Source organism: Acidobacteriota bacterium (assembly GCA_016715115.1).
GTDB lineage: Bacteria > Acidobacteriota > Blastocatellia > Pyrinomonadales > Pyrinomonadaceae > JAFDVJ01.
In genome coordinates this window covers 1,140,783-1,167,529 of record JADKBM010000011.1, presented here as the reverse complement: position 1 = coordinate 1,167,529, position 26,747 = coordinate 1,140,783, and the positions used below count along the sequence as shown (strand labels likewise).

The window sequence follows — 26,747 nt, the reverse complement described above, 5'->3', positions numbered from 1 at the left end:
CCTGAAGGCCCTCAGCCTCAGCGTTGACCGCACTTTTCGATCAGTATCCGGCAAGCGGAGGCGGCATCGGGAGCGAAGTCGAGCAGGGCAACGTCCGAATCGCTGACGACAAGGCTCTTTTGCCAGGTGGCAACGACGTCGGTCCAGCAGTCTCCGATCAGCACGAGCGGCCTTTTTTCGAGAACGCGTGTCTGCAGTTTGTTCCAAACCAAAGAGATCTCGGTGACCGTTCCCATCCCGCCGCGAAACGCGACGAATCCGACCGAACGCGTGATCAGGTTTTGAAGGCGATCGTAAAAATGGTCGGTTGCGACCTTGTCCGTCAGATAACGATTAGGTTCCGACTTGAATTGGTTCATCACGATCCCGAAAACGCGACCGCCTTTCTCGCGTGCGCCGCGCGAAGCGGCTTCCATCACGCCGAGATAGCCGCCGGTGCAGATGGTGAACCCGGCCTCGGCGAGCATTCCGCCGAGAAGCTTGGCCTCACGGTATTCTTCGGAATCCTCTGCGCATTTCGAGCCGCCGAAGATAGTTACGATTTTGTCTTTTGAGTCTAGTATCACGTGGTTTCCGAAATGTCTGAATTTCTACGCTTTGATTATAGCGATTCAATCCTGATTGACCAATATCAGGCGGCGTTCGGTTGTACGCTCAGTTCCTTTTCGGCCTCTTCCGGGGTCAGGTTGCCCGCCTCGTGAATCGCCTGCTTCGTGTTCGTGAAAAACAAAATGACGCTGCCGACGATGAAGAAAACGATGAGACCGAGAATCGCGTGGCGGAACGAACCCGTTGCGCTGACAATGATCGCGAACATTATCTGTCCCATCCAGGATGTGCCCTTTTCGGAGATCTCGTAAAGCCCGAAGAACGATGATTCGCGGCCAACCGGTATCATCTGCGAATAGAGCGATCGCGACAGCGCCTGCGCGCTCCCGAGAACCATTCCGATCATCCCTCCGATAAAGTAAGCCTGCGTCTTTGTTTCGAAGAACCCGTAGGCATAGATCACGATCGCGCACCAGATGCCGAGCGAAACCAGAATCGTCGATTTCGCACCGATGACGCGGGCGATCCGTTCGAAGCCGATCGCTCCCGCGAACGCCGAAATCTGGGCTATGAGGAAGATCGAAAGCAGGAACGAGTTGTCGACCTCGAGTCCCTTTGAGGTGAACAGTTCGTACGACATAAAAACGGACGACTGAAGAATGACCGTTTGGATGCCGTCGTTGTAAAAGAGATACGCGATAAGAAACAACATCGTGTAACGCAGGCGTTTCAATTCCTTGAGCGTCTGCCAGATCTCGCTGAAACCGACCGTGACCAAAGATTTGCCGTCGGGAATCTGTTTGTCGGCGTCGCGCGTCCGAAGAAGCGAAAAGCTGATCGCGCCGAATCCGCCCCACCAGAGCGCCGAGACGAGAAACGAGATCCGCGCCGCAAGCCCCTTCGAAATTCCCATTCCCTCCGCGTTTTGGATCAGCGCGATGCTGATTATCAGCATCACGACGCCACCGATGTATCCGAGTCCGTAGCCGTAACTTGAGATCTTGTCACGGCGGTCTTCGGTCGTGACGTCGATCAGAAAGGCGTTGTAAAAGACGTTCGCCGCGGCAAACGCCATATTCGAAACGACGATCAACGCGCCGCACCACAAATAGGACTCGTCTACAAAGAACAACAGTCCGCCCGAAACGACGCCAAGATAACAGAAAACGGACATCATCCGCTTCTTGAGGTGCGTATAGTCGGCGATTGCGCCGAGAAGCGGCAGAAAAACGACGAGCGACAGCGTCGAGAGCGCGGTGCAGAAGGCGAAGAAGCCCTTGGCGGTAACGTCGAAAAATCCGAAACTGAAGACCACGCCGTCCTCGCCGACGGCCTTCTGCGCCAGATTGAGTACGTACGGTCCGATGAGTACGCCGATAACCGCCGTAAAGAAGGCCGAGTTTGCCCAGTCGTAGAGCATCCATCCGAAAATTTCTTTCCGGTCGTTCTTGCCGTATGTCTCTTGATTGTTCATTCGTTTAGAAGTTTGAAGATCGCGGGCGCAATGTCGGACAGATCGCTGATGCGACGTGCGACCTCGTCGCGCTTCCGACCCCAGATTATTGTCGGAACGTCGTTCAGCGTATGGTTTCGAACGGACAAATCTTCTATGTTCCCGTGGTCGCTTGTCAAGATGAACGTGGTGTTTTCACGGTCGATGAGCCGCAGCGTCTCGCGTACGAATTCGGCGAGTTCGGGCAAATGGACTCGTGCGCGCTCGAAATCCTGGTCATGGCCGATCTTATCGGTTATGAAATGCTCGTATAGTGTGAACCGGTGCGTTTTGCTCAACCGTGCGAGAATCGCGGCGGCATCGGCCGCTGAGAACTGCGGAACGTCGAAACCGCTCTCGATCAGCGAGCGATTGGAGAAATCATGGAAAATGGCATGACCGCCGACGAGATCCGGCAAACGCCTGAACTGCATCTCGGCGCTTTCGACCGCAACGGTCGTCGCCGATTTCCATCGCGGCCGCTCCGTGAAGAAGCGCGGCGTGTATGCGTTGGCGAAAACGACGTCCGCAATTCCAGCCGATTTCAGACGTTTGAAGATCGAATTCTCTTTGATGACCTCGCGCAGTTGTTCATTGGGAAAGCCCTGCTTATGATAACCAAGCAATTTCGGCGCGTTAACGCCCGTCAGTATTGTCGTCTGGCCTGATGCCGACTGCGGCCGACCCTCGACCCCGAGCCGCGGATCGGTCGGAACCATAACGCCGCCGTATGCGGCCCGATCCGTTTCGCCCTCGAAATGCGCCAGCGGTTCGAGACCGTCGGCCGCGTCGAACGGATTATCGGCACCGCGACGGCCGATGCCGATGCCGTCGATGAAAAACAAAATTACCGAACTGTTATCACTCGCCGGATTCATCAGTGAGGTGCGATTATAGCAAACCAAAGGCTTCAAAAACGACTTCTTCGAGTTGTTTAGCCTGACCAGCCGCCACGATCGAAATCAAGCGCGTGCGGAGCATTGCAGAACCGCGCGACCGACCGACACCCCCCGTCTTCGGGCAACCTCCGACGTTTCAGGTCTCAGTACGATCGAACGAAGTGATCGCGATTCTTTCATGAATCGATTGATGTTCGTGGTCCACGGAATCTGAATCCGCTTGAACCTGGAACGGCGAAAATTAAAAATCGCTTGACTTTTGAGTCAAATCAGGCTACTTTCGGCAACGATAAATTACTTTGCGGTCTAACCGCTAGGAGTCAAACGACTGAAAATTCTTGAGGAGGAATTGATGAATAGAGGTTTATTTTTGCGTTCAATTGCGGTTCTGTTTGCCGTGGCATGTATGCTTTGCTTCACTGCATTGAAGACGGTTGCGGCTGACTTTCCGGCCGACGCCGGTTCACTTGGTGCGATCCCCGACTATCCGGTTAACGCTTCCGGATGCCATGTTTCGGGCTGGGTCGACAAAAACGTGACATTTAACGTTTCCGGCATCACCGGTGCCCCGACCAATGTCGAGATCAAAAACTTGACTTTTTCGCCGGCGCATACTTGGGGCGGCGATGTTACCGCGACCTTGATCGCTCCCGGCGGGACATCTTCGGTTGTTTTCGGGCGTGTCGGCGCAACCACCGCTACTGCGGCAGGAACATCGTCGGATCTTGCCGGCCCGTACGGTTTTCGAAATCCCGCAGACCCGAATATATGGTCAGTGTCGGCGACCAATCCGCTTCCGGCAAATACGTACACGCCAGTGGTTTCAGGTGGAGCGGGCGTCACGAGTCCGGCACCGACGGTCAATTTGGATGCCGCGTTTGCGGGTGTCGCCAATCCGAACGGCACGTGGACGCTTCGTCTCCGGGATGGCTGCGATGGTGACACGGGTTCCGTTTCGGCTGTTACGCTGACCGTTGACGGCGCAGCGGTTACGGCGAACGGTTCGAACGATGTTACCGGCGACGGCAAAAGCGACTTTATCGTTGTCCGGGCGGACGGACCACCGTTGGCTGAATTCATGGGCGCCAATGACATTGCCGGAAAGGACAAGGTCGGCAATATGCAGCGCCGGGCCGAAAGCCTGATCCCGCAGGCCGGAATCGGATGGTGGACGGCCAACGGGGCGACAAGTGCGCCGATCGGTCGTTTCGATCTTGGTCAGGATACCGACTTTTTCGTGACGGGCGACTATGACAACGACGGCAAAGATGACTTGACCGTTTGGTCGCCCGGTGCAGCAGGCGTCGCGGCGTTCCGGATCCTGAAATCTTCGACGAACACCGTCTCAACCAGGCTGTTTGGTCAGACTGGTGACGATCCGACGATGGGCGGCGATTTTAACGGCGACGGCAAAGCCGATCTCTCGGTATATCGCGACGGCACTGCCGGTTCGCCCCAGAGCTTTTTCTACTGGGCTGACGAAACGACGCCGACCAGCGTAAATTACATCGTTTGGGGAACCGACGGCGACGTCGCGTTTGCTCTTGATTACGATGGCGACAACAAATCGGATGTCGCGGTTCAGCGAAACGTCGGCGGTGGTTCAGCTTCGTTCTGGATTCGTCAATCAAGCGATGGCGCAACGGTATTGATCGCCAATTATGGCCTGTCTTCTGACTTCGTCGTTCCGGGAGATTACGACGGCGACGGCCGTGACGACATTTGCGTTTCACGTAACGCGAATTTTGGCATGGGCACGTTCAAGTACTTCTGGATTCGGGAATCCGATGGTGGCGGCAACCCGCAGAGCCCGTTCCAATGGGGCATTTCGGGCGACTTTATCACGCCGGGAGATTATGATGGAGACGGAAAGACCGACATCGCCATTTGGCGTTCAAATGTCGATCCGACTCTGAATTTCTTCTATGTGCGTCGGTCGAGCGACGGCTTGCTTCAGCAAATGGAGTGGGGACAGAGTGGCGATTACCCGGTCAATAACTGGGATGTCCATTAATTCGTTTCTCTGGATGACAACGAAAAACGGCCGTGATTTTTACGGCCGTTTTTTTGTTAGCGTTTGGAACGGATTCGGGCACCCAACCCGGCTTCGACCGCGGAGCGATAGACTGCCGGATTTGCCGTGACAACACGAACTTCACCGCGAATCTCCGAACTCGTATCGAGATCGATCAAAAGGGCGAGGAATGTGATCTCGGTCGGATCAAGGAAATAGAATTCATCGATCGCGCCACCGATAAACAGGCTCCGGACACGCGCGATCTCGGATTTCGATTCGAATTCGGCCCGGTACGCATCGAAACGCGAAACAACGGCACCTGTCGCAATCAGTTCGTCACTCAAACGTTCCGCATACTCGAAACTGGCAACGACAAGAACGTTGATGCCGGAAAGATCGGTTTCGTACTGCAAGAGCGCTTCGACGCTCGATTTGGGATCAGTTCTCGACGGGATCACGTCGGAGTGGATCTGCGCGAGCCGCAAGGCTTCGGCCGTCGATTCGCCGAGCGAGCAGAACCGTGCCGAATCGAGGTCCTCGGCCGAGCCAAAGTGTCTGATGAACCACTCTGCCGCGAAGGCGTCGCCGATAACGATCCATTCGAAGCGCGCGAGATTCTGATTATCAACCGGATCGTCGTTCCAAATGATTTTCGGCACCGGTATCTCGATGACGCTGCCTCCCGAACTTAGAATCGTCTCGCGCAATTCAGCGGATTGTAGACCGCCAAATATCGCGTAGCTTTTTCGGCTTGTTGCTTCGTCCATCACATACGATTTTAGGGACAATTAATTTCGACGCAAGTTTGCAATTGCGGATCAAAAAAAGTAGGTTTTAAGTTCGACATTTTAGTCGAACCCGTTTATGAAAGCGATGATCCTGGCCGCCGGTTTTGGTACGCGGCTTTTTCCATTGACCATTGACCGCACGAAGCCCGCAATTCCGTTCTTGGGAAAGCCGCTCGTCGGTTATGTTGCCGAATACGTTGCGCGCTTCGGTTTTAAGGATGTCGTCGTGAATCTTCATCACCAGCCCGAATCGGTTATGCGCGCACTCGGCGACGGCTCGGATTTTGGCGTCAACATTCATTACACGGAAGAGATCCCGGACATCCTCGGCACTGCGGGAGCGCTCGACAATGCTCGTCACCTGCTCGAAGACGATACCTTCGTGATCGTCAACGGGAAGATCATCACCGACATCGATATCGCCGAGGCGGTCGATGCGCACAAGAGGTCGGGCGCGATCGCGACGATGGTCCTCAAGCCGAACATCAAGCGCGAGAAGTTCACAGAGGTTTACACAAAAGACGGTTTCTTGAAAGGTTTTGGCGACTACGCCCAGTCGCTTTCGGCGGGCGAGATCAAGGATACGACGCGTGACCTGACCGCGCCGTTGATGTTTACAGGGATACATATTCTTGAGCCGCGGGTCTTCGATTACATACCGCGCGGAGTCTATTCCGACATCGTCCCGACGTTCTATAATCCGGCGTTGAGAAAGGGTGAAAAGATTGGCGTTCACATCACTAACGCCAACTGGTTTGAACTCTCGACCATTCCGCGCTACCTCGATGTCTCGCTCGAGATGATGAACGGCACAAGCGTCCTTGCGGGCGAGCACTGTATGGTTTCTGGCCGCGCGGTTGTCAAGGATTCGATTATGTGGGACAACGTCCAGATCGGCGATGACGCGCATATCTACCGCTGCATCATCGCCGACGACGTGACGATCCTGCCGGGCGAGCATTTCGAGAACGCGGCGATAGTCCGCGCCGATATGGTCCGCAATTGCGACGAAGTCCCCGAAAAAGCCCTCAAAGGATATATTCAGGGCGAAAATTACGTCGTTCCGCTGATCGAATACATTTAGCGATTATGTCCGAAGTCTCCGCGGTTGAGCGGCTCAAAAATCTGTTCCGGGATCGAGGGATCAACGGCGACGGAGTTTCCTTCGCCGCGCTTACTCCCGACGCTTCGACACGCGAGTATTTCCGCGTCGGTTGGGAAGGGACCTCCGCGATCGCCTGCGTCTATCCGCAGGACGAGGCAGGCGATGCCCAGCTTGCGGCGTGCGTTGATGTGACGGGACTTTTTCTCGCGTCCGGACTTCCGGTCGCGCGCATTTTCGAATCGGCGCCGGACCGCGGGATCATCGTTCACGAGGATTTCGGCGACACGATTCTTCGCGATGTGCTCGAGACATCGGACGCGGCAACGCGTGAAGATTACCTTGACAAGGCCATCCGCCTGATCGCGCGGATACAGTCGGCTACTCAGAGTGCGTTCGACTCTAATTCGATCGCATCGCGTTTGACGTTCGATTTCGAAAAGCTTTCGTGGGAGCTCGATTTCTTTCGGGCCCACTATTTTGAATCGCTTCGCCGGCTGAGTTTGTCCGATCTGCCAGAGGCCTTCGAGCAAGAGTTGAACGATGTCGTGAACGAACTTGCGGGACGCGCCCGGGTCCTGGCCCACAGGGATTTCCACGCCGCCAACCTGATGCTTGTCAACGGGGAACTGAAGATCATCGATCATCAGGATGCGCGGATCGGGTCGGCTAGCTACGACCTCGTCTCGCTTTTGCTGGATCGCGTGACGACGGCGCCGTCAGCGGATTGGCTCGCGGCGAAGCGGCGGGTGCTGCTTGACGAACGCGTTCGGCTCGGATTCGAGAATCTTGATGAAACGGAATTTGCCGACGAGTTTCGGATGCAGACGATCCAACGATGCCTGAAGGCTATCGGGACGTTCTCATTTCAGTCGGCGAATCGCGGAAAGACGCATTTCGAACAGTACATCGACCCGATGTTTGAGATTGTTCTTCGCGCGGTTCGAAACATCGGCCGCTTTCCGACGATCGAAGAGGTCATTTCCAAACAGATCGGCGGACAACGATGATCTCTCTTTCAGCTCGAGCCTGATCAAACGTGTGCGCGCAGAGCGCGCGCGACAAGTCCGATTCCGCCGGCGAGCAAGACAAGCATCACGATCGTGTTGAAAAGACTCGTCGGCTGAAAATAAATATGGAGGTTTGAGAGGATCCCGGCGAAGATGATGATCACGCCCGCGAACAGCAACAGCCACCCGGCGATGGATCTTCCATTGAAGAACAGAATCCCGATCCCGAAGATCAATGGGATCAGCGAAAATCCGAACGCGCTGAATCCAAAAAAGGACCAGAAGCCGCTCGTCACGATGACTTGATTCGTCAAAAGATATCCGCCCGCGACAGCCATTCCGAGCCCGATAAAGAACTCGGCGACGCCGCCTTCGGTACCGCCGGCGCCTTTGAATTTTGATTCTTCGTTCATAGAAATATTCAAGATTCCAGGATTCCAGATTCCAGATTCCAGATTCCAGATTCCGAGATTCCAGGATTCCAGATTCCAGATTCCAGGATTCCAGATTCCAGGATTCCAGATTCCAGGATTCCAGATTCCAGGATTCCAGATTCCAGGATTCCAGATTCCAGGATTCCAGATTCCAGGATTCCAGATTCCAGGATTCCATATTCCAGGATTCAAGATTCCAAATTCCAGGATTCCAGGATTCCAGGATTCCAGATTCCAGGATTCCAGGATTCAAGATTCCAGATTCCAGGATTCCAGATACCAGGATTCAGGATTCCAGATTCCAGATTCCAGGCGGAGCACATGTCAGCCGCGATTAACTCAAGCGAGCGTGTGCAACACGCAGACCTGTTGCAACAACGAGAGTTACGCGTGTTACACACGCTTGGGAACTCGGGCGTCCAGCCAGCTGGGTTCCGCTCCGCTTCACGTGGTGCTATCGCAAGTTCGCGTGCTCGGCACGCTTGAAGAAGGCAATTCAGTTCTCAAACGGCATCTTCCGACAGGCTGCCAGATTTCAGGATTCCGAATCCAAAATCGAAAATCGAAAATCGAAAATCGAAAATCGAAAATCGAAAATCCAAAATCAATTGACTCTCTCAATTGAATCCGGCTGGACCGACCGGTCGATCGCCTCGTCCTCGATCTCGCCGCCTTTGCTGATCGGGATGTCAGCCGGATTCGCAAAACGCATTCCGCGCTCTTCCGTATCCAGCAACTCCTTTGGAATCAAAATCCTCTGTAATGACGAGGGCGGAGTGTAGCCTGGATAATCGACGCGCGAATGATAGATGGCAACGAGCGATTTGATCATCGATTCGCGAATCTGTGTCAGTTCTCGCAATGTCAGATCGCATTCGTCAAGCTGATCGTCAGCCAGGATCGCATCGATGATCTTGGTGACGATGAAACGAATGTTCTCGGGATTCGGCTCCTCGAGCGAACGCGCGCCCGCTTCGCAGCTATCGGCGATCATCATTATCGCCGCTTCCTTGAACTGCGGTTTCGGACCCGGATAGCGAAACTCGCTTTCCGAGACCTCGTTCTCGTCGTGCGCTTCGGCCTGTGCCTTTCGCAGAAAATAATGGAGCGTTCGCGTGCCGTGATGCTGCGGAATGAAATCGATGATCCGCTGCGGCAGCCGCATCTCTTTTGCGAGCTTCACGCCGTATGTGACGTGGCTAATGATGATCTTAGCGCTCTGTGCGGGACGCAGTTTGTCGTGCGGATTCTTGCCGAGCTGGTTTTCGACGAAGTGCTCAGGAGCCGCTGTTTTTCCGATATCGTGATATAGCGCGCCGATGCGGGCCAGGAGTCCGTTTCCGCCCACGACGCGGCACGCCTCTTCCGAAAGTTGGCCGACCGCGTGCGAATGCTGATTGGTTCCGGGCGCCCGCAGGGCGAGCTGTCCGAGAACAGGCAGATCGGCGTTCGAAAGTTCGAGCAGCTTAACGTCCGTCAGGATCCCGAAGACCGATTCGCAAAGCGGCAGCAAGACCGCCGTCACCGCCGCCGTGATCAATCCGTTGACGAGTCCGCAGGCGATCGACAACGCTACGGTGTTCAGAATGAACGGCTGTTGCGTATAACCGATCAAAGCGACCCCGGCGCCGGCGCTCGCAAGACCGACGAGCACGCCGGCAATCGTAACCGACTGGCGCGAACGGTAGCGGCCGATGCCGTAAACCGCGACCGCCGAAGCGATTGCCGCGAACAGGACGAACTCGAGCGGGCGCGGGGCAAGCAGTCCGGCGATCAGCGCCAGGATAAGTCCGGTAAAAAGCGCCGTGCGACGGTCGGCGAGAAGCGTCATCAAAAGGCTGCCCGTCGCAAACGGAATCGCGAACGACCAAAGCATCGCGTCGTTGAGCGGGGCCTTCAGGTTCTGGAGCGCAGTAAAATCCGCCAGCTTGAAGAATATCGCCATCAGCGCCGTTTGAACGAGAATGATGAAGCCGAAAAGCGCGAACGTCTTTTCTTCCGAAAGCGTCAGCCGCATCCCGACCTGGTTGTGTTGGATGAACTTCCAGGCGACCCAGTAAAGCGCGGAAATAATAACCAGGAGTCCGAGAAAGCGATTAAGCTGCCGGCTCGACTGGCTGTAGCTTCTGACGGCATTGATCTTCGAAAGAACCTCAGGCGTGACGATGTCGCCTTCGTCGGCGATCTTCTGACTGCGTTTGAGCGAGATATTGATCGGAATCACCGAATTGGCCGCCGCCTCGCGCGCGTTCGCGGTCGCGACGCTGTCGTACGCAACGCTCGGTTCGACAAACAGCTCAGTTCCGCGATAGAAGGCGTCGACCTCTTTCGGCGAAAAGCTGCGGATCGCCGTCAATCGTTCCTTTAGTTTGTTTCGGGCGGACGAAAGCGCGGTCCAGTTGCTCTCGGGCATCGAGATCTTCTGTTCGATGTTCGGCTTGGAACGATCCATCAGCGCGACCTCTGTCTCGAAAAACTGCGCCTCGGAATCGTCATAGATGTAGCCCTGACTGCTTTCACGTATCGCGCTCTGAACCGTATCGATCTCGTTGCGGCTGAAATTCCTTGAGGCGAGCACCTTGCCGACTTCCGGTCCGCCCGAACCGGTCCAGTGCGATTCGTTCTTCGAATCCGAATTCGACTGCTTGGCGTTTGTGTTCGCAGGGCCGTCGTTGTGGCGCTGCAGCTTCTCCCAAGACGAAAGGAATCTTTGAACGGCCTGGTCCGGTTTATTCGATTCGTATCGGAAGATCGGCTGGACGGTCGTGCGCGCCGCTTCCCGAAGCCGTTCGGTCTCATCGTTGTCGGTGACCGAAATATCGGCCGGAGAAACGATGCTCTCGCGGGCAATGTCGCCTTCCTTGTATTGCTCGGCGGTCGTGCGCCAGAGAGGATTGTTGATGAGTGCCGTCGTGATCAGACACAGGAGTGCGAATCCGACCCAGAAGCGCTGCCCGGGCGTGAACTTGTCCCAGTAACGCCGGAAGTGCTTCGTGAGCGCCTTTCGGACTTTCGTTACGGGCGATGCCAATTCCTGAAGGTCTCGTCGGTTCATTTTGCGGAGACTATTTTAACACAACTCGAAACAGGATTTGGGAAATTCCGAATTCCAGCTATTCCAGATTCCAGCTATTCCAGATTCCAACGATCCAGATTCCAACGATTCCGAATTCCAACGATTCCGAATTCCAACGATTCCAGATTCCAACGATTCCAGATTCCAAGGATTCCGAATTCCAGCTATTCCAGATTCCAGCTATTCCAGATTCCCGCTATTCCAGATTCCAGCTATTCCAGATTCCAACGATTCCAGATTCCAAGGATTCCAGATTCCAACGATTCCAGATTCCAACGATTCCGAATTCCAACGATTCCGAATTCCAACGATTCCCAAATCCCAAATCCGAAATCCCAAATCCCAAATCCCAAATCCCAAATCCCAAATCCCAAATCCCAAATCCCAAATCCCAAATCCCAAATCCCAAATCGGGTTCTTTGAAAAACTCCCTTCGAAAGCTCGGTTTTGAAGGGGTTGTAACTGATTGCAGTATATAATAGTTGCATGAAAAACAAGCAACTGACGCTGATGGATGCGATGCTGACGATGTCGAGACGGAAGAAGACGAGCCGGGCGGTCGAGACGCTGGAATCAATCGGCAAACTGGTGGACTGGGAAGCGTTGGTGAAGATCGTCGAGCCGTTGGACAGGACGCGCGAGGGACGGGGCGGGAGGCCGCCGGTGCCGTTCGAGGTGAAGCTGAGGATGCTGTTTCTGCAACACACATTCAATCTGAGCGACGAGGAGCTTGAGGATCAGCTGATCGACCGGTTGTCGTTTCAGCAGTTCGTGGGGCTGGGATACGACGAGGAGGTTCCGGATTTCACGACGTTCTGGAAGTTCAAGGAAAAGCTGGCGAAGGCGGGGTTGACGCAGAAGATATTCGGGGAGATCGTGAGTCAGATCGAGTCCCGCGGATTGATCCTGAAGAAGGGGACGATCGTTGACGCGACCTTGATCAGGAGCGCGAACCGGCCGCTGACGAAAGAGAACCGGGAGAAGGCAAAGCCGAGCCGGCAGATCGACACGGATGCGGCGGGAGCGGTCAAGCACCGGAAGAAATACTACGGTTACAAGGGGCATATCGGGATGGATGCGGGAAGCAAGATCATCCGCAAGTGCGACCTGACGCCGGCGAACGTGGCCGATCTGGACCGGATGCACGAGATGATGAGCGGTGACGAGCAGAGCGTTTGGGCTGACAAAGGCTACCGGCTGCGGCGGGACAAGGAGGCGGCGCGGAAGATGGGAATCTTCTACGGCGTGCTTGACAGGGCGGCCCGGGCGAAGCCGCTGACGAAGAGACAGAAGCGGCGCAATCGCGGCAAATCCGCGGTCCGGAGGTCGGTGGAGCATGTCTTCGGATATATGCGCAAGAAGCTGAAAGTGACAGTTCTCGGAGCACGCAACAGGATACGAAACACACTGAGGTTCGAGATGTGGTGCACGGTCTACAATGTGCTGAGGGCAAGTTTCCTGCTCAGGCGGCAGTGCGCCTGAAGAGAGAAAAACGGAAGAAAACCGGTTTCGAAAACCGATCGGGAACGGAAAGATCGGTGCCGAAACCAAGAACCGAAGCCGAAAAAGGAGCGACAAAAGCAAAAACGATGAAAAGAACGCGGTCCGATTTCAAAAAAATCACGAAAAACAACCAGGACGCGTTCTAACCAAGTTTTTCAAAGCTCCCAAATCCCAAATCCCAAATCCGAAATCCGAAATCCTTTCAAATCGCGATCGCTTTTCCGATTGTTGCTTCGATCCTCTCGACCATCGGCCGCAGGGTCTTTGCGGCAAGAGCCGAAACCGCGACCGTTTCGCGGTTCTTGTCGATCGTGATTTGCCTTTCGAGCGCGGCGAGCGTCGTTTCTTCGACCAAGTCGGCCTTATTGAGGACCACGATCTCCGGGATCTCGTTCAGGTTGAGTTCGCCGAGGATCTTTTCGACCGATTCGATCTGCGCCAAGGCGTTCGGGTTCGAGGCATCGACGACGTGGACCAAGAGGTCGCTGTCCGAGATCTCTTCCAATGTCGCACGAAACGCGGCGACGAGCGTTTCCGGCAGATCGCGTATGAACCCGACCGTGTCATTGATGATCACTTCCTGATCGTACGGCAGACGCAATCGACGCGAAGTCGGGTCGAGCGTGGCAAACATCTTCTTTTCTGTGTAGACCTTGCTCTGAGTCAGTGTATTGAGCAGCGTCGATTTGCCGGCATTCGTGTAACCGACCAGCGAAATGATCGGGAGATTCTTCTGGACGCGGTTCTTGCGCCGCTCCTGCCGCTGGCGACCGAGGTTGTCAACCTGTTTTTCGAGCTGCGAGATCTTGTCGCGCACACGGCGGCGATCGGTCTCGAGCTTGGTTTCCCCGGGCCCGCGCCCGCCGATTCCGCCTGCCAATCGCGAGAACGCCGAGTTTTGCCCTTGTGCGAGACGGGGCAAAAGATACTTCAGCTGCGCCAACTCGACCTGCAGTTTGCCCTCGCGCGATTGCGCGCGCTGCGCGAAGATATCGAGGATCAACTGCGGGCGGTCGATGACCTTCAAATCGGTGATCTCCGAGATCGAACGCACCTGCGACGGCGAAAGCTCGGTGTCGAAAACGATCAGATCCGCGCCGAGGCGCATCGAACGAACCAATAGTTCTTCGAGTTTGCCGCGTCCGAGAACCGTTTTCGGGTCGATCTGCGGCCGGCGCTGGACGATTTTGTCGAGAACCACAACATCCGCCGAAAGCGCCAGTTCCTCAAGCTCGGCGATCGACTCTTCGGCGTCCGAAACATAGCCGGTGGTGACGCCGACAAGGATCACGCGGTCGCGGTTGGTCTGCTTGCTTCGCGCCGTCAGACGGCCGCGCGCCATCTCGTTTTCGAGCGAGTTTATCAGCGCGAGAAAGTTCGCATCGAGTTGCGACGGAATATCCGGTTCGAGGAATTCATATGGCAGCGACTGCGCTTCGGTCTCGAGTTTTTCGGCAGTCGAAGGTACGAGATGTGCCGAGTAAACCAGATCGGGAAGTCCCGTGAGGGAATTGACCTGGATCGCCGACATCAGGTCGAGCCGGAGAAGCGCAAGATCGGTCAGGTCATCCGGCGTCAGTTTCTCGCCGTTGAGATGGGTGTGCACGCATCGCAGGCCGCGAAAACGATCCGCCGAAACGCGCGCGCGTCCGAAATCCGGCATTTCGATCTGCTTCGCGTTGCCGACCATAACGTACTCGACCTGTCCCTTGCGATTCAGGAGAACGCCGATCTGACGTCCCGTTTCGTGCGAGATCTCGGTCATCTGGCGGGCGAGTTCGGGTGAGACGATCTGCTCGGGAGCGACCCGTCGCGTGGCGAGCCGTTCGATACGGCGCAATTGGTTGTGCTTCAGGCCTTTGGTAAATCCGTGAACGTTGCTGATAGAAATACTCCTCCGAATTTCGAATTCTACCACAACGAATTTCTCAGACAACCAACTTGGGGCTGACGTCGCGCGCGAAGGCGACCGGGATTTGCGAATTGGAAGCCGCGGAGCGAACGCGAATCGGATTGCGTTAACTCCGCGAGACTGTTAGGGAACAAATGCTGCCGGCGTCGGCCGGTCTCCGGTCGCGCCGAACTGTTGGATCAGCAAACCTTGGCTCGATCGCGAAACGTACCAGGTGCCGCTGCTTCCACGAAAGACAGCGGCATCGAAAAGTCCGTCACCATCGTAGTCGGCCGGCGACGGAATGTCGCCGTTCGCGCCGAACGGAAAGCTGTAGAACGAGTAGTTCTCGCTTCGAAGAATGAACCACTCGCCGCTCGATGCGCGCCAAATCGCGATGTCGGACTTGCCGTCGCCCGTAAAGTCGCCCGGCACAGGCTTGTCGGTCGAATTGCCGAACGTCACCGCGATCACGCCGGCGCCCGAGCGCATCAGCCACCATTGGCCGAGGCTTGGACGGAAGATCGCGATGTCGGCCTTGCCGTCGCCGTCATAATCGGCCGGAACAGGAAGGTCGGTCGCTGCGCCGAAACCCTGGATCGTCGTTCCGCCGGAAGATCGCTGGATATACCACGTCGCGTTGGACGGTCGAAACACCGCCGCGTCCGTTCTGCCGTCGCCGTCATAATCGGCCGGGACCGGCACGTCGGTCGAGAGGCCGAATGGGAAACTGTAGAAAGAGTAATCCTCGCTCCGCAGGACGAACCACTCGCCATTTGAGGGACGGAACATCGCAACGTCCGACTTGCCGTCGCCGGTGAAATCGGCCGGGATGATCCTGTCCGAGGAGTTTCCGAAAGTGTGGGCGATAACCCCTGCCGTCGATCTGCTGAGCCACCATTGCCCGTTCGAAGGACGAAAGATCGAAATATCGCTTTTCCCGTCGCCGTCGTAATCGAAGATCGGCTTTAAGATCGCGTTCTTGTATCTTGCGACGACAAACTGGTTGTTTGACGTTCCACCGACGACGATTTTTCCGTCGGGTTGGAGTTTGACTGAACGCGCGTAGTCTATTCCGGCGAGCGCAGTCGTCACGAATCCGCCGGTTCCGAAGAGGCTTGCACCCGTCGCCGCTATCGCCGCGCTGTCCAGTGAGCCGTTCGCATTGTATCTCGCGAGCGCAAAATCGTCGTTTGTCCCGTTGTTCGAGGATCCGGCGAGAAGGATCTTTCCATTTGGTTGGATAGCGATCGAATGGGCCATATCCGAGCCGGAACCGATCGGCGTAATCGCCTTTCCGTCCGTATCGAACGATGTATCGAGACCGCCGTCGGAGTTGTACCGGATCAGTGTAAAGTCATTGTCCGTCGAGGCCCGCGAGAATCCGCCAAGCAGGATCTTCCCGTCCGGCTGAACTGCCACGGCGTAGGCCTCGCAATTGACTCCGATTGATGTGGTAACCTTGCCGTCGCCGTCGAATGCCGTGTCAAGGCTGCCGTTGGAGTTGTATCTAACGACGGCCATCGCATTCGGGCCGACGAGCCAGCCGCCGACGATGATCTTGCCGTCGGTTTGAACCGCGACAGAATGAGCCTCGTCGGTGCTTGTGCCAATTGGTGTGGTGACCTTGCCGTCGGTGTCGAACGAGGTGTCCAGATTGCCGTCCGAGTTATACCGTACGACGGCAAAGTCGTCGTCGGAGCCGCTGTGCGAGAAACCGGCGACGACGATCTTCCCATCCGTTTGCAGGGCTATGGCGCGAGCCTGATCGTCGGCCTGAATCGTTCCGATGTTGGTCGTCACTTTACCGTCGGTATGGAATGTCGTGTCCAGGTTTCCGTTTGAATTGTAACGGGCGACCGCGAAGTCGATGCTGCCGCCGGCAACGTTGGTCCAACCCGCGACCAGGATTTTGCCGTCGTTTTGTATTGCGACTCCGAAGGCGAAGTCGTTGGAACCTGAGGCAAAAGCGGTCGTCAGTTTGCCGCCGGTGCCGAATGACGAATCGAGGCTTCCGTCGGCGTTGTATCGGACCAATGCAAAATCATAATCGGTCCCGGAGTAAGTGTCGCCTGCGGCGACGATCTTTCCGTCCGTTTGAACCGCGATCTGCTTGACGTAAGCAGTGTTGCCGATCGGAACAAATCTGAAGCCGACAAAGTTGAATGTCGTATCGAGGTCCCCATCAGCGCCCGATACGTTGACTGAAATCACAACGGTCGCAAAAACAACCAAAAAAAATCGAAATAATCCAGTTAGTTTCATTTCACACCTCCACAAGGTGAATGATCCGGTTTTTCAAACAGCGGTGATCGCAAAACAAACTCACAAGCAGAGCATCTGCTTATATTTAGATGATAGTCCTGCGAGAACGTATTCTCAAGTTTCTCCGGGCGTCGCCACTTGTTCGCCGGACATCGCCGCGGGTTGCCTGTTGTGCCGGCCGTTCGGGTTGGGATCGTGCTCAAATACCTCACCGTCGGGCGGTCTAACGAGGATTTTGGAACCTTACAACTCGTAAAGATATTCTTCCGGCGTCGGGGCGAGTTTTTCGCCGAAGAGACGGGTGTTCATATATGCTTTCATCAGCGCCGAAGGGGTTTCGGGCGTGAAGATCCGGACCGGGAATTCGTAATCGGTGGCGATCACGTCAAAACCCATTTTCGTTCCGAAAAGCGCTGCAAGTGCGTCGCGCGAAAATCGATAATAGTCGTTTGGAACGCCGTGGATCGGATACGACTGATGGGTTTGAATGAACAGAAGTCCGCCGATCTTGAGGGTTTTCATTATCTCGTGCGCCGCGAGTTGGGGGTATTTGAAATGCTCGAACGACGAACAGGAGATAACGACATCGTACGTTTCAGCGCCGACGATCTCGCTGAGCCGGTGGACGTCGCCGACGATATCGGCGTCGATGCCTTCCTGGATGTCAAAGCCGTCGAACCGTTCGGCGTTCGGCAACCAATCGTCGTGTTTCGTTTTGACGGACTCGATCATCCGTTTTGTCCCGAGTTCAAGGACTTTCGGGCGCTCAAGCGCCGTTGCGCGCTCAATGAAGCGCTCGAAGAGCTCGTTTCCGGACGGATGACTCGGGCCGCTTCGCACGAGCAATGCGGTTGAAACGACACGGGTCACGAATTTTGCAATTGCAAGAAGCATTGGATTCCTCGGTATCAAGATCGTCGGCCGGCACCGTCGATTCGGAAAAATATACCACACGTTTTGTGGTCAATCCCGCGCGATCCGGCCGAATGCAACCGCCGCCAAAACCCGAGAACAACATTTTGCGCGAGATCACACCTCGCGGGCCGGAAATCGAAAGTCGCGAAATACTCCCGGGACCGACTTGCCGTTGCGGTTCGATTGACGCCGGAGAGGCGCACAAAACCTTCCCGTGTTTCCCAAGCGATGCGCTACAAACATTTGTAAACACAAAATTTAGTCTCCCGGTATGAATCCGGTTCAAAAAACGGCGATTTATTTTCACTCTGTGATGCCCCTTTTTTCAGACGAAACTCGTTTTACCCGGATGAGCGGTCAAGAATTGCCATTTTGACAATATGTTGCTGGAGACTTTGCGATATGAAATTTGACAGATACGGTTTGGGAATCGCACCATAGGCAGTTCAATGACCTAACGATTGATGTCAACAGCAGAAATCTATTAATGAAACGTCAGGAGAAAAAAATGAATAAGCTAGTAAATAACTTCTTGCGCAGCGCGATGGCGTTAGCGTTGTTCAGCGGAATGGTCTTTGTACTGCCAGCGAATTTGCAGGCGAAACCGAAGGGAAGTGTCAAGGTTGACGTTACCGTTACGGTCCACGGTTCGGACATCGGTGTATCGACCGATGTGATGGAAGAATCAGTTGAAAAACTGCTCGAAGCCGCCGAAGTGATCATCGTTCCGGAAGGTGACGGCGAAGGCATCATCGAATTGGAGATCGATATCTACAAGAACGACGACGGCGGATTCCGGGTTGATTGCGACTGGGACGACGATGACGAAACCGAAGCCCAGCAGATGGCCGATACTCAGGATGAGATCGACAACATCGTTGAAGGAATCGTTGATTCGTTCATCGACTTCATCGGATCGATCAAAGGTTGATCCTCAGGTATGAGGAGTCAGCACGAAATGGTTCGGCTAGACTCTCGCGCCTTCAGAAAGAGCCGATTGATTTAACGAAAAGAGACCGGGCGTTGGCAAAGCCGCCCGGTCTCTTTTTTTCAGTCAAGGTCTTAAGGTTCAGATCGGTTCAGATACCAAACATCTCCCGCAATCCCAATTCCCGCGAATTCATCTCGCCGTCGTCGGTTTCGTGGTCGTACCCGCAAAGATGAAGCACGCCGTGCAGGATCAGTTGCTTGATCTCGGATTCAAGGTCAAGTCCGTTCTCAGTCGCTTGCCGCGCCGCCTGTTCAACCGAGATCACGATGTCGCCGAGATTGTCGCCGGAATCGAATTCATCGGGTTCGAAAGGGAAGGAAAGAACGTCGGTCGTCGCGTCCTTGCCGCGAAAATCACGGTTGAGTCCGCGCATCTTGCGGTCGGAGACAAGCGCGATCACGGCCGATCTCGTCCGCGTTTCTTCGATCGAGTCAAAGATCGACTCAAGAAACTTCTCGAACGCCCGCCGCGACACCTTAACTTTCCTTTGATTATTGTAGATCTCGTGCATTGCGGTGCGGAGTGTCTTCGTCCCGGATTTGCGGCGCCTCGTTCTCGTAAGCCTCGACGATCAATTGCACCAACCGGTGGCGGACGACGTCCCGTTTGTCGAAATAAACGAATTCGATTTCGTCGATGTTCTGCAGAACCCGTTCCGCCTCCTTGAGACCGCTGCGCTGGCCGCGCGGGAGATCGATCTGCGTGACGTCGCCGGTGACGACGACCTTGGAACCGAATCCGATGCGCGTCAAAAACATCTTCATCTGCTCGCCGGTCGTATTCTGCGCTTCGTCGAGAATGATGAACGAATCGTTGAGCGAGCGCCCGCGCATAAATGCGAGCGGAGCGATCTCGATGATCCGTTTTTCAAGCATCTTGGTAACCTTCTCGGCGTCAACAAGATCAAAAAGCGCGTCGTACAGGGGACGAAGGTAAGGGTCGACCTTGTCCTGAAGATCTCCCGGAAGAAAACCGAGTTTCTCGCCCGCTTCGACCGCCGGACGGGTCAGGATGATCCGCGAAACCTGTTTCGTGAACAGCGCTTGGACGGCCATCGCGACCGAAAGATAGGATTTTCCCGTTCCCGCCGGTCCGATGCCGAACGTCAGATCGTGATCCTGGATCGCTTCAATGTACTTGCGTTGATTCGCGGTCTTCGGACCGACCTGCTTCTTGCCGGACGGATTGAAGCGCGATCGCGTGAAATAGTCCTTCAGCGAAAACGCCCGATCTTCCGCGATCTGCTTGAAAGCGTCGCGCAATTCCTTGTCGGTGAAATGATTGCCTTCGTCGAAAAGCTCGGCAAAGTCGCGCAGGATCCGCTCGACGGCGGCGATGTCCTGCGGGTCGCCGTCGAGGATGATCTCATTGCCGCGAGCACCGATCGAGATGTCGAGCAGCGTTTCAAGATATTTTATGTTTTGATCCTGAACGCCGAAAAGGGTCTTGAGACCAGCCGGCGGAAGTTCGATCTTTCTTAAATTGCTCAATACGCAAAGTCCTTGTCTGAAATTCTAAAGCGAGGCTACTAAATGGTCATTCGACTGTCAATCAAATCTACCGGATGATCAGCATTTCCGCGGGTGAAAGGGAAGTATTTCACAAGCGATCTTTGCGTTTCATCTGAGCGATATGATAATCTTTTTCCTTTGTTATACGAACGTTTTTCTTTTCTATCAAAGGAGCAGAACTTAATAAAATGGCTAAGAATGACACCCTACAGATCGGACAGGTAGTTCAGGTTATCGGACCGGTCGTGGACGTAGAGTTTTCAAACAATTATTTACCGCCGATCTATCAGGCGCTTCGCATCACCAGCGACGGTTTCGACGTTGAGTCGACGATCGACGTCATTGCGGAAGTTCAGCAGCATCTTGGCGAAGGCCGCGTCCGCGCGGTTTCGATGCTTCCGACCGACGGTATGGTCCGCGGAATGAAGGTCATCGACCAGGGCGGACCGATCACGGTTCCGGTCGGCGCGGCGACGCTCGGCCGCGTGATGAACGTTATCGGCGATCCGGTCGACGAACTCGGCGACGTCGTCAGCGACACGCGCGCCTCGATCCATCGTCACGCCCCGGCGTTTGACGAGCAGTCGACGGTTCTTGAGATGTTCGAAACGGGCATCAAGGTCATCGACCTCATCCAACCGTTCCTTCGTGGCGGAAAGATCGGCCTTTTCGGCGGTGCGGGCGTTGGCAAGACGGTTCTCATTATGGAACTCATCAACAACGTCGCCAAAGGCCGTGACGGTTATTCGGTGTTTGCCGGAGTTGGTGAGCGAACACGCGAAGGAAACGATCTTCTGCGCGAAATGGTCGAGTCCGAGGTCATCACGTACGGTCCGGAGTTTATGAAGAACTTCAAGGAGAACCACGCTTTTGATCTGACAAAGGTCGATCATGAATCGATCAAGGGGTCTAAGGTGGCGCTTGTTTACGGACAGATGACGGAACCGCCGGGAGCGCGCCTTCGGGTCGCGTTGTCGGGTCTGACCGTCGCCGAGTATTTCCGTGATCAGGGCAACGACGTGCTTTTCTTCGTCGACAACATCTTCCGTTTCACGCAGGCCGGTTCGGAAGTGTCCGCGCTTCTCGGGCGTATGCCTTCGGCGGTCGGTTACCAGCCGAACCTCGCGTCCGAAATGGGCGAAATGCAGGAGCGCATCACGTCGACGAAAACGGGCGCGATCACGTCGATCCAGGCCGTTTACGTCCCGGCCGACGATTACACCGATCCGGCGCCGGCGACGACCTTCGCGCACCTTGACGCCGTCACCGCTCTGTCCCGCCAGATCGTCGAACTCGGGATCTATCCGGCCGTCGATCCGCTGGCTTCTAACTCGCGCATCCTTGATCCGCAGATCGTCGGTGACGAACACTACAACGTCGCGCAGTCGGTCAAGAAGATCCTGCAGCGCTACAAAGACCTTCAGGACATCATCGCGATCCTCGGTCTCGACGAATTGTCGGAAGACGACAAACTGACCGTTTCGCGGGCCCGCAAGATCCAGCGCTTCTTCTCGCAGCCGTTCACGGTCGGTGAACAGTTCACGGGGCTCAAGGGCGAATACGTCAAGGTTCCGGACACGATCAAGGGCTTCAAGGCGATCCTCGACGGCGAATGCGACGATATGCCGGAACAGGCCTTCTATATGGTCGGAACGATCGAACAGGCGCGCGAAAAGGCCAAGAAGATGGCGGCGGCAGCTTAGCAATGTGTGATTGGGGATTTGCGATTTCGGAATACCGGGGCTGCAAATCCGCAATCACAAATCACAATTCCCAAATTGAGATATGTTGAATTTAGAAATCGTAACACCTGAAAAAAAGGTCCTTGACGCGACGGTCGATTCGGTGACGATTCCGACCGCTTCGGGCGATGTTGGAATTATGACGAATCACGCGCCGTTGATCTCTGCTCTTCGTTCGGGCGTTTTGAGTTACACCAAAGGCGGGCAGTCGGAAAAGATGGTGATTGCCGGCGGTTTTGTCGAGATCAGCAACAACAAGGTTTCGATTCTCGCCGATTTTGCCGAAACGACGGATGATATCGACGCCGAAAATGCCAAACAGTCTCTCGATGCGGCCGGAAGGGCTCTCTCCGGTTGGCAGGGAACGGCTGAGGAATACGAAAGCCACAAGGACAATCTCGACCGGGCTCAGGCGCGTGCGCAACTCGCTGCCGGCAAATAGAGATTGGTTCAAATCGAAAAAAGGGGTTGCCCGACGGCAACCCCTTTTTTCGTGCGATCACCCCGTATGCGTAACCCGTTTGAGTAACCGGTATGAGTAACCCGTATGAGTAACCCGTTTGAGTAACGCCTTTAGGCGTGACAGCGACAGTGGTCTGAAACCGCGATGATTCGACGAAACCGTTGGCTTAGCGCTGCGGATCACGCCTGAAGGCGTTACTCGTACGAGCGTTACGCTTCGGCGACCGCGAACGACGGCGCCGAAACAACCGTATGGATCGCCTGAACCTGCTCATAGAGTTCGGCATATTGATCGAGCGTCAAAGCCTGTGCGCCGTCGCAGAGCGCCTCTTCGGGACACGGATGGATCTCGATGATCAAACCGTCGGCGCCGACGGCAACGCCGGCACGCGCCAGGGGATTCACCATATAATTGCGACCCGTGCCGTGTGACGGATCGATGATTATCGGCAGATGCGTCAGGCGTTGGACGGCGGGAACGATCGATAGGTCCATCGTGTTGCGCGCGTGGTCCGCAAACGTGCGGATCCCGCGTTCGCAAAGTATGACGTCGTAGTTTCCTTCAGCCATAATGTACTCGGCGGCAAGCAGAAATTCATCGAGCGTCGCCGAAAGACCGCGTTTGAGCAGGATCGGTTTGCGGGTCCGTCCGACGTACTTGAGCAGCGAGAAGTTTTGCATATTGCGCGCCCCGATCTGGATGCAATCGCCGTATTTCTCGACGAGATCGACGCCGCGTTCGTCCATTGCTTCCGTCACGATGTTCAGCCCGTAACGCTCGCGCACTTCGGCAAGGATCTTCAAACCATCCTCGCCCTTGCCCTGAAAGGCATACGGAGAGGTTCGCGGCTTGAAGGCGCCGCCGCGGAAGAACTTCGCGCCGCTCTTCGCGACCGCTTCGGCCGCCGCGAAGACCTGCTCGACGGTTTCGACCGCGCAGGGTCCCGCGATCACCGCCAGTTCGCTGCCGCCGATGGTTGCGTTTCCGACCTTGACGATCGATTTTTCAGGCCGCAGATCACGCGAGATCAGCTTGTACTGCTTCGTGACGCGGATCGCATCGGCGACGCCCGGCAAATTCTCGAAATGCGCCGGATCGACCGCGCCCTGGTTGCCGGTGATCCCGATCGCCGTCCGCGACGCTCCCGGCATCGCGTGCGGGCGAAATCCAAGATGTTCGATGATTTCAAGGACGCGTTTGACCTGCTCGGCCGACGCATCCGGTTTCATTACAATAAGCATAAAATTCAATTCAACGCGATCTTTTTCGAGGCTTCAACCGACTTACCCCAGCCGAAGACGGCGGCGAAAAAAAGAAGCAACGGGTGTCCGTCGATCATTTCCTTGAGAACCCGTTCGTGTTCCGCCTCGGTCCGTTCCATTTCCCGGAACTCGTTCGCGAGTTCAGCCAGTCCCAGCGTTTCAGCGAGCCGCGCCGCCTCTTTGTACTCACAGACATTGACGCTCTCCAGAACGCCGGCGAAATAGGTCGCCTGAAAACGTCCGCAAAAACGGCATCCTAACGCGATGAACGTTCCGACCGCTTTGAAAACGAGTTCGCGTAACGCAAGCGGCCGGCAGCCGAACGCCGCAAGAATTCTCGACAACTGCCGCCGGTGCCGCCATTCGTCATTCTCGATCCGCTTCACCGCGGCGATCTCTTCCGGACGCGTAAGCGCCCTGATATGGCCGCGATATGCCAACGCCGCCGCACGCTCGCCGGCGTGAGCCTTCTGTGCCAGCCGGATCAGTCTCTGTTTCGCTTCGTCCATTTGCGTTTTGCGAATCCGTTTTCGCACTTTACCCAAGAAACATATGCCGCGATGCCGGTTTGGGCTGAAAATTCAGCGTCCACGTTTGCCACCGCAATTCGCTTGCCACGCAAAATAAACCCACATACGCATTGAAATCGTTCTCCCGCGAAAGACGCGAAATACGCGAAAACAAAATCGCATCGATTCGCGGGCAAATCTTTGCCATCGCCCGGATAAGAACTACATTCGCTCGGGAACTTCGATTCCCATCGTCGCCAACCCGGCCGTCAGAGCGCGGCGCGTGACGTCGGCGACGACCACCAGCACGGCACGTTTCACCGCGTTCTCCTCGGCGATGATCCGGTGGTTGTGATAGAAGAGATTAAAAGACTTCGCGAGACTGAAACAATATTTCGCGAGAATCGCGGGTTCGGCCGCCGTCACCGCGCCGGCGATCGCTTCTTCGATCCGCGACGCTGCCGCCGCCATCGACCAGATATCGTTTCCGATCTCGGAACCGAACAATTCCGAAACCTCGGCACGATTCGTCCGCAAAAGCGCGCGGGCGGCATCAAGATCGCCGGACTGCAGTTTGCGGAAGATGGAATTCGTGCGGACGGCGGTGTACTGGCAGTAAACACCAGTTTCGCCCTCGAACGACAGCGCTTCCTTGAAATCGAATACGACAACCGTGTTCTTCGTGAATTTCAGCAGAAAATATCGCAGCGCACCGACCGCGATCTGGCGGGCGATCAGCGCTTTTTCATCGTCCGAGACGTCGGGATGGCGCGATTCGACCTCGCCCCTGGCGTTCGCTTCGAGGCGGTCGATCATATCGTCGGCCTTGACGCCGAGCCCTTTGCGGCCCGACATTTCGATAAAGCTTTTGGCGCGGTCCTCATCGGAAAGCCTGAAACCGAGTTCTTCCGCCGCCGCCGGACTAAGCGCGACCATTTCGTAATTGAGGTGCACGCTCGCCGCCTCGCCTTTTTCCGGGAAGATCGTCGCGACGCCTTTTTTGACGACTTCCTGCGGATACGACTGCCGCGTGTCGATGACGTTGTAAACCGTGTCGCTATGGCCGAATGCGGGGACGCCCGAAGCGTCGGTTGCTTCGCCCGACGTGATCCAGACCTGCTTGCCGTCGGCGTAGGTCTGAAAAAGCTTGTAATTGAAATCGAGTCCGAGCAGCCCGAGCTTCCACATCTGATACGCGATGTCCTTGCCGGTATAGGTCACTGTCCCGTTCGAACGCACAAGGATCTTGTCGCTGTCGTGCTCGTCCGTCCCTTCGTGCGAATCGAACGGCATCACCCAACAGCCTTTGTTCTTGCCCTCGGTCTCGAGCCGGATGACGTCGCGTTCCTTCATCAACTCGAAAGCCTTTGCCCAGAAATTCAAATGTAGAATTTCCGACTCGCGCGGCAGCAGGTCGTAACGGATGCCGAGACGCTCCATCGTTTTGAGGATGCATTCGACGTTTCGCGTCGCGATCCAGTCGGCCAATTCGTAGATCTCTCCCGACCCGCGCTCGAGTTCGTGCAGCACTTCGGCCCGAAGTTGTTTGTTTTCTTCGGCTTCGGCGTAGAAACGGCCGACCTCGGTGTAGAGGTCCCAACAATAATAGTCGAAGGGTATCGCAAGTTCGGCGGCAAGTCGCCTGATCGCCGGAAGATCGAGTTTTCGCAAATGGACGAAACCGACGACGACGTCCGCCACCTGCACGCCGGTATTGTCGATGTAATTTTGGACTTCGACGGAGCGGCCGCCGGCGCGCAGGATCCGAACAAAGGTGTCGCCGAGAACCGAATTTCGAACGTGCCCGATATGCGCGGCTTTGTTTGGGTTCACCGACGTATGTTCGACGCACACTTTCGGGCCGGATTCGGTGCTTCGCAGAAAGTCGCGGTCGGAATTTTCGGCGAGCCATTTCGCGCGGTCGTAGAACACGTTCAAATATCCGGCGCCGGCAACTTCGACCTTGCCGACGAAGTCGAACGATTCGAGCGCCGCCTTCAGAGTCTCCGCGATCTCGCGTGGGTTGCGCTTTTCGCCCGTTGCCTGCTTGATCCGTTTCGCGAGTTCGAACGAGACGGGGAAGGCGAGGTCGCCGAGTTCCGTGCGCGGCGGAACCTCGCACGGGACGCTTTCGAGTTCGACGCCGAAATTCTTCAGAGCGCTCGCCGCGATCGCGGTGCGCAATATGTCTTGCAGTGCTAAAAAGCTCATATAAAGAAAAAGGAAAGTATATCGAATAAAGACCGAAGAACAAACCCCGCCCGTTCCGCGCGAAAACCGCCCGGAACGGGCCTGCGACAACCCGACAACGAAGTATTTCGAAATTTC

At 55.7% G+C, this 26,747-nt stretch carries 23 protein-coding genes; 9 read left to right on the top strand and 14 right to left on the bottom strand.

Features of this window, described 5'->3' with window-relative positions:
- Positions 1-17: 17 nt before the first annotated feature.
- The 3 genes from IPN69_13735 to IPN69_13725 all read right to left on the bottom strand — a co-directional run bounded on the left by IPN69_13735 (position 18) and on the right by IPN69_13725 (position 2,919).
- The gene (locus IPN69_13735) at positions 18-566 is read right to left on the bottom strand and encodes an LOG family protein (protein ID MBK8811778.1); all 549 of its coding nucleotides are present in this window, start codon (positions 564-566) and stop codon (positions 18-20) included.
- 65 nt (positions 567-631) lie between these two features.
- Complete coding sequence (locus IPN69_13730) at positions 632-2,023, bottom strand: MFS transporter (protein ID MBK8811777.1); 1,392 nt, start codon at positions 2,021-2,023, stop codon at positions 632-634.
- Positions 2,020-2,919: a peptidase gene (locus tag IPN69_13725; GenBank protein MBK8811776.1), complete on the bottom strand. Its 900-nt coding sequence runs from the start codon at positions 2,917-2,919 to the stop codon at positions 2,020-2,022. The genes IPN69_13730 and IPN69_13725 overlap by 4 nt, the downstream gene beginning before the upstream one ends.
- A gap of 373 nt (positions 2,920-3,292) precedes the next feature.
- On the opposite strand from IPN69_13725, the gene IPN69_13720 reads away from it, so the two are divergent.
- The gene (locus IPN69_13720; GenBank protein MBK8811775.1) at positions 3,293-4,954 is read left to right on the top strand and encodes a VCBS repeat-containing protein; all 1,662 of its coding nucleotides are present in this window, start codon (positions 3,293-3,295) and stop codon (positions 4,952-4,954) included.
- A gap of 56 nt (positions 4,955-5,010) precedes the next feature.
- Here IPN69_13720 and IPN69_13715 read toward each other — a convergent pair whose 3' ends face one another.
- A complete protein-coding gene (locus IPN69_13715; GenBank protein ID MBK8811774.1) occupies positions 5,011-5,724 on the bottom strand; it encodes a uroporphyrinogen-III synthase in 714 nt (237 codons plus the stop codon).
- A gap of 97 nt (positions 5,725-5,821) precedes the next feature.
- On the opposite strand from IPN69_13715, the gene IPN69_13710 reads away from it, so the two are divergent.
- Together IPN69_13710 and IPN69_13705 are read left to right on the top strand one after the other, a co-directional pair.
- On the top strand, positions 5,822-6,829 hold the full coding sequence (locus IPN69_13710; protein MBK8811773.1) for an NDP-sugar synthase: 1,008 nt from the start codon (positions 5,822-5,824) through the stop codon (positions 6,827-6,829).
- Positions 6,830-6,834: 5 nt separating this feature from the next.
- A complete protein-coding gene (locus tag IPN69_13705; GenBank protein ID MBK8811772.1) occupies positions 6,835-7,857 on the top strand; it encodes a phosphotransferase in 1,023 nt (340 codons plus the stop codon).
- Between the two features lie 23 nt (positions 7,858-7,880).
- Here IPN69_13705 and IPN69_13700 read toward each other — a convergent pair whose 3' ends face one another.
- Complete coding sequence (locus IPN69_13700; protein ID MBK8811771.1) at positions 7,881-8,270, bottom strand: hypothetical protein; 390 nt, start codon at positions 8,268-8,270, stop codon at positions 7,881-7,883.
- Positions 8,271-8,305: 35 nt separating this feature from the next.
- Between IPN69_13700 and IPN69_13695 the strand changes: the two genes are divergently transcribed.
- A complete protein-coding gene (locus IPN69_13695) occupies positions 8,306-8,629 on the top strand; it encodes a pentapeptide repeat-containing protein (protein MBK8811770.1) in 324 nt (107 codons plus the stop codon).
- Positions 8,630-8,895: 266 nt separating this feature from the next.
- On the opposite strand, the gene IPN69_13690 is transcribed toward IPN69_13695, so the two are convergent.
- Entirely contained in the window at positions 8,896-11,346 is a 2,451-nt protein-coding gene (locus IPN69_13690) for an HDIG domain-containing protein (protein ID MBK8811769.1), read from the bottom strand.
- A 37-nt stretch (positions 11,347-11,383) separates the two neighbouring features.
- Here IPN69_13690 and IPN69_13685 point away from each other — a divergent pair, with 37 nt between their 5' ends.
- Positions 11,384-11,818: a hypothetical protein gene (locus tag IPN69_13685; protein MBK8811768.1), complete on the top strand. Its 435-nt coding sequence runs from the start codon at positions 11,384-11,386 to the stop codon at positions 11,816-11,818.
- A gap of 35 nt (positions 11,819-11,853) precedes the next feature.
- Positions 11,854-12,849 carry an IS5 family transposase gene (locus tag IPN69_13680; protein MBK8811767.1) on the top strand — a complete coding sequence of 332 codons (996 nt, stop codon included), beginning with the start codon at positions 11,854-11,856 and terminating at the stop codon, positions 12,847-12,849.
- Positions 12,850-13,072: 223 nt separating this feature from the next.
- Here the strand turns inward: IPN69_13680 and hflX are convergent, their stop codons facing one another.
- The 3 genes from hflX to IPN69_13665 all read right to left on the bottom strand — a co-directional run bounded on the left by hflX (position 13,073) and on the right by IPN69_13665 (position 17,920).
- The gene (gene hflX, locus IPN69_13675) at positions 13,073-14,761 is read right to left on the bottom strand and encodes a GTPase HflX (protein MBK8811766.1); all 1,689 of its coding nucleotides are present in this window, start codon (positions 14,759-14,761) and stop codon (positions 13,073-13,075) included.
- A gap of 144 nt (positions 14,762-14,905) precedes the next feature.
- Positions 14,906-16,975 carry a VCBS repeat-containing protein gene (locus IPN69_13670; GenBank protein ID MBK8811765.1) on the bottom strand — a complete coding sequence of 690 codons (2,070 nt, stop codon included), beginning with the start codon at positions 16,973-16,975 and terminating at the stop codon, positions 14,906-14,908.
- A gap of 294 nt (positions 16,976-17,269) precedes the next feature.
- Positions 17,270-17,920, bottom strand: coding sequence for a methyltransferase domain-containing protein (locus IPN69_13665; protein MBK8811764.1), 651 nt, complete (start codon positions 17,918-17,920; stop codon positions 17,270-17,272).
- A gap of 529 nt (positions 17,921-18,449) precedes the next feature.
- Here IPN69_13665 and IPN69_13660 point away from each other — a divergent pair.
- A complete protein-coding gene (locus IPN69_13660) occupies positions 18,450-18,872 on the top strand; it encodes a hypothetical protein (GenBank protein MBK8811763.1) in 423 nt (140 codons plus the stop codon).
- Between the two features lie 148 nt (positions 18,873-19,020).
- Here the strand turns inward: IPN69_13660 and ybeY are convergent, their stop codons facing one another.
- Both ybeY and IPN69_13650 read right to left on the bottom strand, forming a co-directional pair.
- A complete protein-coding gene (gene ybeY / locus IPN69_13655; GenBank protein ID MBK8811762.1) occupies positions 19,021-19,443 on the bottom strand; it encodes an rRNA maturation RNase YbeY in 423 nt (140 codons plus the stop codon).
- A complete protein-coding gene (locus tag IPN69_13650; protein MBK8811761.1) occupies positions 19,424-20,422 on the bottom strand; it encodes a PhoH family protein in 999 nt (332 codons plus the stop codon). The genes ybeY and IPN69_13650 overlap by 20 nt, the downstream gene beginning before the upstream one ends.
- A 209-nt stretch (positions 20,423-20,631) precedes the next feature.
- On the opposite strand from IPN69_13650, the gene atpD reads away from it, so the two are divergent.
- Positions 20,632-22,146, top strand: coding sequence for a F0F1 ATP synthase subunit beta (gene atpD, locus IPN69_13645; protein MBK8811760.1), 1,515 nt, complete (start codon positions 20,632-20,634; stop codon positions 22,144-22,146).
- A gap of 82 nt (positions 22,147-22,228) precedes the next feature.
- The gene (locus IPN69_13640) at positions 22,229-22,627 is read left to right on the top strand and encodes a F0F1 ATP synthase subunit epsilon (GenBank protein MBK8811759.1); all 399 of its coding nucleotides are present in this window, start codon (positions 22,229-22,231) and stop codon (positions 22,625-22,627) included.
- Between the two features lie 230 nt (positions 22,628-22,857).
- Here IPN69_13640 and aroF read toward each other — a convergent pair whose 3' ends face one another.
- The 3 genes from aroF to argS form a co-directional block, all read right to left on the bottom strand.
- A complete protein-coding gene (gene aroF, locus IPN69_13635; GenBank protein ID MBK8811758.1) occupies positions 22,858-23,889 on the bottom strand; it encodes a 3-deoxy-7-phosphoheptulonate synthase in 1,032 nt (343 codons plus the stop codon).
- Between the two features lie 5 nt (positions 23,890-23,894).
- Positions 23,895-24,419 carry a ferritin-like domain-containing protein gene (locus tag IPN69_13630; protein MBK8811757.1) on the bottom strand — a complete coding sequence of 175 codons (525 nt, stop codon included), beginning with the start codon at positions 24,417-24,419 and terminating at the stop codon, positions 23,895-23,897.
- A 222-nt stretch (positions 24,420-24,641) separates the two neighbouring features.
- A complete protein-coding gene (gene argS, locus IPN69_13625; GenBank protein MBK8811756.1) occupies positions 24,642-26,630 on the bottom strand; it encodes an arginine--tRNA ligase in 1,989 nt (662 codons plus the stop codon).
- Between the last annotated feature and the right edge of the window lie 117 nt (positions 26,631-26,747).